Raw genomic sequence first — 10509 nt, forward strand, 5'->3', positions numbered from 1 at the left:
GCCGTGAGCCTGACGCGTACGACCGCCACCGCCCGCCGCGTGCTGCGGCAGCTCGGGCACGACCACCGCACGGTGGCGTTGCTGCTGCTCGTGCCCGTCTTCCTGCTGGTGCTGCTCTACTACGTCTACGACGCCGACCGCGGCTCCTTCGACTTCATCGGCTCCTCGCTGCTCGGGATCTTCCCGCTGGTGACGATGTTCCTGGTCACCTCGATCGCCACGCTGCGCGAGCGCACCTCGGGCACGCTGGAGCGGCTGTTGGTCATGCCGCTGGGGAAGGGCGACCTGATCGCCGGGTACGCCCTGGCGTTCGGCCTGCTCGCCGTGGTCCAGGCCAGCCTGGCCACCGGGGTCGCGCTGTGGTTCCTGGACCTGGACATCACCGGGTCGGCGTGGCTGCTGCTGGTGGTGGCGCTGCTGAGCGCGCTGCTGGGCACGGCGCTCGGGCTCTTCGTCTCGGCCTTCGCGGCGTCGGAGTTCCAGGCGGTGCAGTTCAGCCCTGCGCTGCTGTTCCCGCAGATCCTGCTGTGCGGGCTGTTCGCGCCGAGGGAGAGCATGCAGCCGGTGCTGGAGTACGTCTCCAACGTGCTGCCGATGTCGTACGCCGTGGACGGCATGAACGAGGTGCTGGCCAGCTCCGACCTCACGGGGGACTTCGTGCGCGACGCGACGGTGGTGCTGGTCACGGCGGTCGCCGTGCTGGCCCTCGGCGCGGCGACGCTCCGCCGCCGCACGCCGTGACCGTGCCGGGGCTCCGCCCGACGGAACCCCGGATCCGGCAAGGCCGCCCGGACTGGGCCTAGCCCGTCCCGTTGCGCATGCTGTCCAAGCGACGGAGGATCACGCCCTCCCGCAGCGCCCACGGGCAGATCTCCAGGGAATCGACGTCGAAGAGGTCCATCGCCGCCTCGGCGACGACCGCGCCCGCCAGGAGCTGGCGTGCCCGGCCCTCGGAGACGCCCGGCAGCTCCTGGCGTTCCCGCTCGGGCATCTCCGCCAGCTTCTGGCTCCAGACCCGCAGGTCGTCGCGGCTGAGATCGCGCCGCACGTACAGCCCGTCCGCCGAGCGCGCGGCCCCCGCGATCCTCGCGAGCTGCTTGAACGTCTTGGAGGTGGCCACCACCCGGTCCGGCGCCCCGAACCGCGTGAAGTCGCCCACCACGCCCGCCACTTCGCTCCGCACGCTGCGCCGCAGCGCCCGCACGTCGGCCGGTGAGGGCGGGTCGCCCGGCAGGCGGGCCGCCGTCAGCCGCCCCGCGCCCAGCGGCAGCGACACCGCCGCGTCCGGCGCCTCGTCAAGACCGTAGGCGATCTCCAGCGAGCCGCCCCCGATGTCGAACATCAGCAGCCGCCCCGCCGACCACCCCAGCCACCGCCGCGCCGCCAGGAAGGTCAGCCGCGCCTCCTCCTCGCCGGTCAGCACCGCCAGCCTGACCCCGGTCTCCCGGTCGACCCGGGCCAGCACGGAGTCGGCGTTGCTCGCCTCCCGCACCGCCGAGGTGGCGAACGGCAGCAGGTCCGCCACGCCCTGGTCCTCGGCCACCTCCAGCCCTTCGCGGACGGTGGCCACCAGCCGTTCGACGCCGTCGTCGTCGATCGCGCCGCTGCTGTCCAGCAGCTCGGCGAGCTTCAGCTCCGCCTTGTGTGAATACGCCGGCAGTGGCCGCGCCCCGGGGTGCGCGTCGACGACCAGCAGATGGACCGTATTCGATCCGACGTCCAGAACTCCCAGCCTCATGAGGTTCCACGCTACTCCGAGCCCTACCCTTGCGGTGTGGCGAAGAACGCGAAGAGGGAGAAGCCGGGCGCAAGTGTCGACGTTTTGTCGTTCGACGGCGCGCGGCGGCGGGCCGTCGGCGACGAGATGGCGCTCGACCACCCGCGTGCGTGGGTGGAGTTCCCGGACCCGGCCGACGAGGAACAGGTCTTCCGCTGCGACCTCACCTGGCTCACCTCGCGCTGGCACTGCGTCTTCGGCCGCGGCTGCCAGGGCATCACCGCGGGCCGCGGCGACGACGGCTGCTGCACGCTCGGGGCGCACTTCGCCGACGAGGACGACGAACGCCGGGTGGCGGGGCACGTCGCCCGCCTCACGCCGGAGACGTGGCAGTTCCACGCCGAGGGGCACGGCGAGCGGGGCTGGGTCGAAGAAGAGGACGAGGAAGAAGACGCGGAAGAGGACGTGGAGGGACCGGAGGACCCGGAGGAGGAGGACGGCGGGCCGGAGCGGCGTACGCGCCGCGTGGAGGGGGCGTGCATCTTCCTCAACCGCACGGGCTTCCCGGGCGGCGCGGGCTGCGCGCTGCACACGCTGGCGCTGCGCGAGGGGCGCGAGCCGCTGGAGACCAAGCCCGACGTGTGCTGGCAGCTGCCGATCCGGCGCACCTACGAGTGGGTGGAGCGGCCGGACGGCGAGCAGGTGCTGTACGTGTCGATCGGCGAGTACGACCGGCGCGGCTGGGGCCCGGGCGGCCACGACCTGCACTGGTGGTGCACGGGCGCGCCGTCGGCGCACGGCGCGGGGGAGCCGCTGTACGTGACCTACCGGCCCGAGCTCACCCAGCTCATGGGCAAGGAGGGCTACGACGTGCTGGCGGAGTTCTGCGAACGCCGCCTGGCGTCGGAGCTGCCCCTGCTGGCCCCGCACCCGGCGGACCGGCCGCCCCGGGGCTGAGGCCGCCCACCACCCCCGCCCCCGCCCCGCCCGTGTCTCGGATCGCGATATCCCCGTCCCGGAACGCGGGCGAGAGGCGTAGCCTCGTGCTGACGCATCCCCGCAGAGAGGTGAGAACCATGGCGACGCTGAGGTCCCGCACCGTCACCCACGGCCGCAACATGGCGGGCGCCCGCGCCCTCCTCCGCGCCGCTGGCGTAGCGCGTGAGGACTTCGGCAAGCCGATCATCGCCGTGGCCAACAGCTTCACCGAGTTCGTGCCCGGCCACACCCACCTCCAGCCCGTCGGCCGGATCGTCTCCGAGGCGATCGCCGCCGCCGGCGGCATCCCGCGCGAGTTCAACACCATCGCCGTGGACGACGGCATCGCCATGGGCCACGGCGGGATGCTCTACTCCCTCCCCTCCCGGGACCTGATCGCCGACTCCGTGGAGTACATGGTGGAGGCGCACTGCGCCGACGCCCTCATCTGCATCTCCAACTGCGACAAGATCACGCCCGGCATGCTGATGGCGGCCCTCCGCCTCAACATCCCCACCGTCTTCGTCTCCGGCGGCCCCATGGAGGCGGGCAAGACCACCCTGGTCGACGGCACGGTCCGCAGCAACCTCGACCTGGTCCACGCCATGTCCGAGGCGGTCTCCGAGACCACCAGCGAAGAGGACCTGCTGCGCATCGAGGAGGCCGCCTGTCCCACCTGCGGCTCCTGCTCCGGGATGTTCACCGCCAACTCCATGAACTGCCTGGTCGAGGCGATGGGCCTGGCCCTCCCGGGCAACGGCTCGGTCCTCGCCACCCACACCGCCCGCCGCGCCCTGTACGAGGAGGCGGGCCGCACGGTCGTCGAGATCACCCGCCGCCACTACGAGCAGGACGACGCCACGGTGCTGCCGCGCGCGATCGCCTCGCGCGCGGCGTTCGAGAACGCCATGGCGCTGGACGTCGGCATGGGCGGCTCCACCAACACCGTGCTGCACCTGCTGGCAGCCTCCCACGAGGCCGGTCTCGACTTCGGGTTGTCCGACATCGACGCCGTCTCGCGCCGCGTGCCGTGCGTGTCGAAGGTCGCCCCCTCCAGCGCGTACCACATGGAGGACGTGCACCGGGCCGGGGGCATCCCCGCGATCCTCGGCGAGCTGTACCGGGCCGGGCTGCTGAACGAGGACGTGCACTCCATCCACAGCCCCTCGCTCGCCGACTGGCTGAAGACCTGGGACATCCGGGGCGGCTCGCCCTCGGCGGAGGCGGTCGAGCTGTTCCACGCCGCGCCCGGCTGCGTCCGCTCCGCCACCGCGTTCTCCCAGTCCGAGCGGTGGGAGTCCCTGGACACCGACGCCGCCGGCGGCTGCGTCCGCGACGTGGCGCACGCCTACAGCCCGGACGGCGGGCTCGCGGTGCTCTACGGCAACCTCGCCGAGGACGGCTGCGTGGTGAAGACCGCCGGGGTCGACGAGTCGATCTGGACCTTCGAGGGCCCGGCCGTGGTGGTGGAGTCCCAGGAGCAGGCGGTGGAGGCGATCCTCGCCAAGCGCGTCAAGGAGGGCGACGTGGTCGTCGTCCGGTACGAGGGGCCCAAGGGCGGGCCGGGGATGCAGGAGATGCTGTACCCCACCGCGTTCCTGAAGGGCCGCGGGCTGGGCGCCAAGTGCGCGCTGGTCACGGACGGGCGCTTCTCGGGCGGCACCTCGGGCCTGTCGATCGGGCACGTCTCGCCGGAGGCGGCGGCCGGGGGCACGATCGCGCTGGTACGGGACGGGGACCCGATCCGCATCGACATCCCGGGGCGCAGCATCGAGCTGAGGGTCGGCGAGGCGGAGCTGGCGGCGCGGCGCGCGGAGCTGGACGGGCGTTACGCCCCGGCGGACCGCGACCGGCCGGTGTCGCGGGCGCTGCGCGCCTACGCGGCGATGGCGACCAGCGCGGACAAGGGCGCGGTCCGCGACGAGCGCCTCCTCGGCGGCTGAGGGCCCCGCCGCCCTCGGGTTTCGCCCTCCGGTCTCGCAGCGCGAGACTGGACAAAAAGGGCGAAATGAAATGGAGGAGTGGCGATGACCGCGATCAAGCGTGCGGACGCGCCCGTCGCGTTCAGCACCGAGGAGGGCGTCGAGCTGCGCAGGGCGGAGATCGGCGGCGACATGAGCGTCGCGTACATCCGGCTGCCCAAGGGGACGGACATGGCCCCGCCGCTGAAGGGCCTGCCGGACGACATGTGCCAGAGCCAGCACTGGGGCGTGATCAACAAGGGCAGGGTGCTGCTGCGCACCCCGCACGGCAGCGAGACCTACGAGCCCGGCGACGCGTTCTACTGGGAGCCGGGGCACGCGCCGGAGGCCCTTGAGGACACGGAGTTCATGGACTTCTCGCCGACGAAGGAGTTCGACAAGACCATCGACCACGTCAAGGCCCAGCTCGGCTAGCCGAACCGGCCGCCCGGACAGGGCCTAGCCGAGGGACGGAGGCAGGTCGGCCGCGTACAGGGTGTTGCCCAGCGTCGTCACGAACGCCCTGCCGTCCACGATCAACGGCGCCGGGGCCCAGGCGTCGCTGCCCGGCCCCGGCGTTCCCGGGTGCGCGTCGCCCTTCCACAGCACCGAGCCGTCGCGGCCGTCGACGCCGTACAGCCGGCCGTCGGCGTCGGACAGGTACACGACGCCGTCCACCACCGTCGGCTCGGAGGCATGGCGCGCCTCGACGACCTCGCTGAACAGCACCTCCCCCCTCGCCGCGTCCACGGCCGTGACCCGCCCGCCGGTGTCCGTGGCGTACACCACGCCCCCGGCCACCACCGACCGCGGGTCGGCCGTGTGCGGCAGCTCGGTGCGGGTCCACGTGCCCTCCGCCAGATCGAGCCGCAGCACCGACGTGATCACCGGCAGATCCGTGTCCATCTCCTGGAAGTACGCCGCCTGGCCGTCCATGCCGACCATCTCCAGCAAGCCGAGCGCCTCGGGCGGCGGGGCGAGGGCCGTTGGCCACATCTCCCGGCCCTCGGCGTCCAGCAGCATCAGCTCCGGGTCGGCGCCGGTGTCGCCCTCGCGGCTCTCCGCCAGCAGCCGCGCCCCGTCGCCGGTCGTCTGCGTGATGTAGCGGCCCGGGACCTCCCAGCTGCCGGCCGGCTCCGGCCCGCCCAGCTCGTAGAAGCGCAGCGTGCTGTCGCCGTTCTGGAGCGCCAGCGCGCCGCCCACCCGGTGCATCGCGCCCATCAGCTCGGGCGCGTCGATCTCCCACAGCTCCTCGCCCGTCGCCGCGTCGAGCGCCACGACGCCCTTGTCGGAGTGGGCGAAGACCTTGCCGTCCGCCGCGAGCGCGCCCGGGCCGCCGACCGCGTCGCGCGGGCCGTTGTGCGCCCACAGCTCCCCGCCGCGCGCCGGGTCGAGCAGCACGGTCATGCCGCTGCCCGCCGTGCACAGCAGCGCCGGCCGCGCGCACCCGAAGCCCTCGGTCGGTGCGTCGCGCACGCCGAGGTCCCGCAGGTCCAGCTCCCACGGCCGGAACGCCGGCGCATCCCCATCCCCGCTCGCCTTCTCCAGGTCCTCCTCGGGGGAAACGCCCAGCCACACGCCCACGCCCGCCACCGCGACCGCCAGCGCCACCGCGACCGCCACGGACGCGAACCGCCCCCGCCGTCCCCGCCGCAGGACCTCGGGCCGCGTCTCGGGATCCGGGGGTGCCGCCGCCCGGCGTACCGCGCCCTGCCAGGCCGGCGGAGGCGACGTGGGGCACCCCCGCACCTCCTGCGCCTGCGGCGAGTCCGCCCACGCCGCCATCCGCAGCACCGCCGCCACCTCCGGCCGCCGCTCCGGGTCCTTCGCCAGGCACAGCGACACCAGGTCCCGCAGCGAGTCCGGCACGTCGCTCAGGTCCGGCTCCTCGTGCACCACCCGGTACGCCACCGCCAGCGGGTCGCCGCCCGGCAGCCCGCCCGCCTCGAACGGGCTGTGCCCGGTCGCCGCGAACGCCACCACCGCGCCCAGCGCGAAGACGTCCGCCGCCTCGGTCACCTCTCCCGACCCGGTGAGCTGCTCCGGCGCCATGAACGGCGGCGACCCCAGCACCACCCCGCTCTCCGTCAGCCGCCGCGAGGCCGCCAGCGCCCGCGAGATCCCGAAGTCGATCAGCCGCACGCCGTCCTCGGCCAGCAGCACGTTCCCGGGCTTGAGGTCCCGGTGCACCAGCCCGCAGCGGTGGATGTCCTGCAACGCCTCGGCGAGCTGCGCCCCCACCCGCGCCGCCTCGCGGGCGTCCATCGGCCCGTCGCGCTCGATCCGGTCCGTGAGCGAGCCGCCCGGCACGTACAGCGTGGCCAGCCACGGTGGGTCGCCCTCGGGGTCGGCGTCCACCACCGGCGCGGTGAACGCCCCGCTCACGCGCCGCGCCGCCGCCACCTCGCGCCGGAAGCGGTCGCGGAAGGCGGGATCCTCGGTGTACTCGCGGCGGATCACCTTCACCGCGAGCTGCCGCCCCGCCACCGTCCTGGACAGGTACACCACGCCCATCCCACCCGCGCCCAGGCGGCGTTCGAGCACGTAGTCCCCCAGCCGGTCCGGCACCCCGGCGCCGGCGCCGATGCCGCCGCCAACCGATAGACGATCATCCGTCATGAGCCATCCCCCGATATAACGCCTTCGCCGTTATGCCCGATCGCCGGAGCACAGCGTACCCGCGGCGATAATTGCCGACATGCCGCGATCACCTCACGAACCGGAACGGGAACCCGAACCGATACCCGACGCCATCCGCTTCTACGGCACGTGCTGGGTCGACCACTCGCGCGGATACGCGCTGCGCCGCGCCGGACTCGGCCTCGGCGCGCTGCTGCTCGCCGCCGCCGGGGCGACGCTGCTGGTGCTGCTCTTCGCCGGCGTGGGCGCCGGCTGGCTCCGGGCGCTGGTCGTCCTGGGCCTCGCCCTGGCCTCCGTCATGGCGTTCACCCACACCTGGAAGGGCTACACCCGCCCCGGGCCCCGCGACGCGGCGCAGGAGTCGGCGTTCCGCAGCATCAAGGCGGCGGGTTTCGTCGGCGTGCTGCTGGCGTACGCGCTGCGCACCGCTGTCGAGGCGCCGGGGGAGGGGCTGCGGCGCGCGGACCACGAGGAGGCGCTGGAACGCCACCGCCGCTCCCTGTCCCGGCGTTCCGGCAACCCGGCCCGGCGGCGTGCCGGGAAGCGGCGTCAGTAGCGCGTCAGAGGGGTCGGTCAGGGTCGCGGTCAGGGTCGTCCCTGACTCGTCCCTGACTCGTCCCGGACATGTGTCAGGTTTGATTGACAGGTCAGCTGCCGCGCTGCCACGCTTCAACTGACCAGGACGGAAGGGGAACCGTTTGCAGGGCGATCAGCTGCTGAAGGTCCTGGCCGCGCTCGGCAACCCGCACCGGATGCGGATCATCGCCGCGCTCGCCGCCGAACGGAACTACGTCAGCAGACTCGCCCGCGAGATCGGCATGAGCCGTCCGCTCCTCCACATGCACCTGCAACGCCTGGAGGCGGCGGGACTCGTCGTCGGCACGCTGGAGCTGTCCGAGGACGGAAAGGCCATGAAGTTCTACGAGGTGACGCCCTTCCTGTACGAACTGACCCCGCGCACCATCGCCGACGCCGCCAGGACGCTCAGCGGGCAGAGAGAGGACGCCACGTGAACCACCACACCACTCTGGCCGGGGACGACTGGGCCGGCGTCGTGGGAGCGGGATTCGGCGTCGCCGGTTTCTTCGCGCTGCTGATCGTCATCGTCTGGCAGACAGCGGCGACCTGGCGCGCCCGCATGCTGGCCGCGCGGGAGGAGGAGTACAAGAAGCTCGCCTTCAAGTACGCCGAACTGCTGGAGGACAACACGGAGATCCTTCGCCGCTACACCGACGAGCTGGCCGACACCCGCAAGGCCGTCACCTCGATCGAACGCATGATGCGCGAAGTGGAATAGGAGACCCTCCATGCCCAGCCTGGGCAGGCTCGTCCGCCGCCTGCGACCCACCCTCCCGCACCGCCCCTCCCGGCCCTCCCGCCCGTCCCGCCCCTTACTGCCGCGACCGCGCGGCGAGTACGCCAACGACGGCTTCCCGCTGGAGCACCCGCGCAGCGTGAGGGAGCCCATGGACTCGAAGGAGCCGGATCGGGAAGGCTGATCGTCATGTCCGATGCCGATCTCTACTCGTCCATCTCCTCCACCTCCTTCGCCTCGTCCTTCAACGCCGTCGCCGCCGAGTACGCCGCCGCACGCCCCGGCTACCCGCCGGCCCTCTTCGACGCGATCGAGGAGCTGGCTGGGCTGCCGCTGGCCGGGGCGCGGTCGCTGGACGTCGGCGCCGGCACCGGCATCGCCACCCGCCTGCTGCGCGAGCGCGGCGCCCACGTCACCGCCGCCGAGCCCGGCCCCGGCATGGCCGCCCAGCTCCGCGCGGGCCTGCCCGGCGTGCCGCTGGTGCGCGCCAACGGCGACGCCCTGCCGTTCGCCGCCGGCCGTTTCGACCTCGTCACCTACGCCCAGGCGTGGCACTGGACCGAGCCGCGCCACTCCGTGCCGGAGGCGCTGCGCGTGCTGCGGCCCGGCGGGGCGCTGGCGCTGTGGTGGAACGTCCCCGACCCGCGCGTGCCGTGGCTCCGCGAACAGGAGGAGCGCTTCACGGCCATCAACCCCGAACGCCGCCGCTTCAACATCCCCGAGCGCGCCCCCGCCATGATCGGCGAGCTCGGGCTCGGCCTCGCCGCCTCCCACCGCGAGGTGCGCTGGAGCCGCACCATCCCGCTCGCCACCCACCTCACCCACCTCGCGACCCACTCCACCCTCGCCGTGCTGCCGCCGGAGCGCTCCCGCGCCCTCGTGGAAGCCGAGGCGGAGCGGCTGGCCGCCCTGTTCCCGGCCGGGGAGGTGGAGGAGGCGTACGTGGTGCGCCTGACGGTCGTCCCCCGGACGCGGGACTGAACGGACGCGGACGAAGAGGCCATCCGCAAGCGGACGACCGCGTAGTGGACGCCCGCGCGGCCGGCGCCTGCCCGGTGCGAGGATGAGGGCATACGTCCATCCGTCACCTCACGACAAGTGAGCCGCTCCCATGACGCCCACCACCCAGAAGATCGCCGTCCTCGGCGCCGGGAAGATCGGCGAGGCGCTGCTCGGCGGGATGCTGCGCGCCGGACGCCGCCCCGAGGACCTGCTGGCCACCACGCGCCGCGCGGAGCGCGCGGCCGAGCTGCGCGAGCGCTACGGCATCGAGTCGGTCAGCAACGCCGAGGCCGCCAAGGTCGCCGCCACGCTCATCCTCGCCGTCAAGCCGCGCGACATGGCCGCGCTGCTGGACGAGCTGGCCCCGCACACGCCCGCCGACCGGCTCGTGATCTCCTGCGCCGCCGGCATCACGACCGCCACGGTCGAGTCCCGCCTCACGCCCGGCGTTCCCACGGTCCGCGTCATGCCCAACACGCCCGCGCTGGTCGACGAGGGCATGTCCGTCATCTCGGCGGGCAAGCACGCCACCGAGGAGCACCTGGTCCACGCCGAGGAGATCTTCGACGGGGTGGGGAAGACGCTGCGGCTGCCGGAGTACCAGCAGGACGCCGCCACCGCGCTGTCGGGCTCGGGCCCGGCGTACTTCTACTACCTCGTCGAGGCGATGACGGACGCCGGGATCCTGCTGGGGCTGCCGCGCGACAAGGCCCACGACCTGATCGTGCAGGCGGCGGTCGGCGCGGCGGTGATGCTGCGGGACAGCGGCGAGCACCCCGTGACCCTGCGGGAAGCCGTCACCTCGCCCGGGGGGACGACGATCAGCGCGATCCGCGAGCTGGAGGACCACAAGGTGCGCGCGGCGTTCATCGCCGCGCTGGAGGCGGCCCGCGACC

Annotated in this window: 12 protein-coding genes; 10 read left to right on the forward strand and 2 right to left on the reverse strand. The window is 73.4% G+C overall.

The window, feature by feature from the left end:
• The first annotated feature begins 3 nt into the window (after positions 1-3).
• Positions 4-741: an ABC transporter permease gene (locus ACTWQH_RS26260; protein WP_443289226.1), complete on the forward strand. Its 738-nt coding sequence runs from the start codon at positions 4-6 to the stop codon at positions 739-741.
• A gap of 58 nt (positions 742-799) precedes the next feature.
• Here ACTWQH_RS26260 and ACTWQH_RS26265 read toward each other — a convergent pair whose 3' ends face one another.
• Positions 800-1738 carry a Ppx/GppA phosphatase family protein gene (locus ACTWQH_RS26265; RefSeq protein ID WP_443289227.1) on the reverse strand — a complete coding sequence of 313 codons (939 nt, stop codon included), beginning with the start codon at positions 1736-1738 and terminating at the stop codon, positions 800-802.
• A gap of 126 nt (positions 1739-1864) precedes the next feature.
• Here ACTWQH_RS26265 and ACTWQH_RS26270 point away from each other — a divergent pair, with 126 nt between their 5' ends.
• From ACTWQH_RS26270 to ACTWQH_RS26280, 3 genes are all read left to right on the forward strand, one after another.
• Positions 1865-2674 (forward strand): hypothetical protein, encoded by an 810-nt coding sequence (locus ACTWQH_RS26270; RefSeq protein WP_443289239.1) that lies wholly within the window; start codon positions 1865-1867, stop codon positions 2672-2674.
• 119 nt (positions 2675-2793) lie between these two features.
• Positions 2794-4638: a dihydroxy-acid dehydratase gene (ilvD, locus tag ACTWQH_RS26275; RefSeq protein ID WP_443289228.1), complete on the forward strand. Its 1845-nt coding sequence runs from the start codon at positions 2794-2796 to the stop codon at positions 4636-4638.
• An 84-nt stretch (positions 4639-4722) separates the two neighbouring features.
• Entirely contained in the window at positions 4723-5091 is a 369-nt protein-coding gene (locus ACTWQH_RS26280) for a hypothetical protein (protein ID WP_443289229.1), read from the forward strand.
• 24 nt (positions 5092-5115) lie between these two features.
• Here ACTWQH_RS26280 and ACTWQH_RS26285 read toward each other — a convergent pair whose 3' ends face one another.
• On the reverse strand, positions 5116-7275 hold the full coding sequence (locus tag ACTWQH_RS26285; protein ID WP_443289230.1) for a protein kinase domain-containing protein: 2160 nt from the start codon (positions 7273-7275) through the stop codon (positions 5116-5118).
• A gap of 79 nt (positions 7276-7354) precedes the next feature.
• Here ACTWQH_RS26285 and ACTWQH_RS26290 point away from each other — a divergent pair, with 79 nt between their 5' ends.
• The 6 genes from ACTWQH_RS26290 to proC all read left to right on the forward strand — a co-directional run.
• Entirely contained in the window at positions 7355-7852 is a 498-nt protein-coding gene (locus ACTWQH_RS26290; protein WP_443289231.1) for a hypothetical protein, read from the forward strand.
• Between the two features lie 142 nt (positions 7853-7994).
• Positions 7995-8309 carry an ArsR/SmtB family transcription factor gene (locus ACTWQH_RS26295; protein ID WP_443289232.1) on the forward strand — a complete coding sequence of 105 codons (315 nt, stop codon included), beginning with the start codon at positions 7995-7997 and terminating at the stop codon, positions 8307-8309.
• Positions 8306-8593, forward strand: a complete 288-nt coding sequence (locus ACTWQH_RS26300; RefSeq protein WP_443289233.1) for a hypothetical protein — start codon at positions 8306-8308, stop codon at positions 8591-8593. Before ACTWQH_RS26295 ends, ACTWQH_RS26300 begins: the two co-directional genes overlap by 4 nt.
• A gap of 10 nt (positions 8594-8603) precedes the next feature.
• On the forward strand, positions 8604-8795 hold the full coding sequence (locus ACTWQH_RS26305; protein ID WP_443289234.1) for a hypothetical protein: 192 nt from the start codon (positions 8604-8606) through the stop codon (positions 8793-8795).
• A gap of 5 nt (positions 8796-8800) precedes the next feature.
• The gene (locus ACTWQH_RS26310; protein WP_443289235.1) at positions 8801-9592 is read left to right on the forward strand and encodes a class I SAM-dependent methyltransferase; all 792 of its coding nucleotides are present in this window, start codon (positions 8801-8803) and stop codon (positions 9590-9592) included.
• 130 nt (positions 9593-9722) lie between these two features.
• The coding region (proC, locus tag ACTWQH_RS26315; protein WP_443289236.1) for a pyrroline-5-carboxylate reductase at positions 9723-10509 on the forward strand (787 nt) is incomplete at its 3' end.

It is taken from the genome of Streptomyces sp. 6N223 (genome assembly GCF_052246635.1).
Classification (GTDB): domain Bacteria; phylum Actinomycetota; class Actinomycetes; order Streptomycetales; family Streptomycetaceae; genus Streptomyces.

Coding starts and splice junctions, on each gene's coding strand:
- ACTWQH_RS26265 (WP_443289227.1), bottom strand. CDS start 1,738: ATGAGGCTGGGAGTTCTGGACGTCGGATCGAATACGGTCCATCTGCTG.
- ACTWQH_RS26270 (WP_443289239.1), top strand. CDS start 1,865: ATGGCGCTCGACCACCCGCGTGCGTGGGTGGAGTTCCCGGACCCGGCC.
- ilvD (WP_443289228.1), top strand. CDS start 2,794: ATGGCGACGCTGAGGTCCCGCACCGTCACCCACGGCCGCAACATGGCG.
- ACTWQH_RS26280 (WP_443289229.1), top strand. CDS start 4,723: ATGACCGCGATCAAGCGTGCGGACGCGCCCGTCGCGTTCAGCACCGAG.
- ACTWQH_RS26285 (WP_443289230.1), bottom strand. CDS start 7,275: ATGACGGATGATCGTCTATCGGTTGGCGGCGGCATCGGCGCCGGCGCC.
- ACTWQH_RS26290 (WP_443289231.1), top strand. CDS start 7,355: ATGCCGCGATCACCTCACGAACCGGAACGGGAACCCGAACCGATACCC.
- ACTWQH_RS26305 (WP_443289234.1), top strand. CDS start 8,604: ATGCCCAGCCTGGGCAGGCTCGTCCGCCGCCTGCGACCCACCCTCCCG.
- ACTWQH_RS26310 (WP_443289235.1), top strand. CDS start 8,801: ATGTCCGATGCCGATCTCTACTCGTCCATCTCCTCCACCTCCTTCGCC.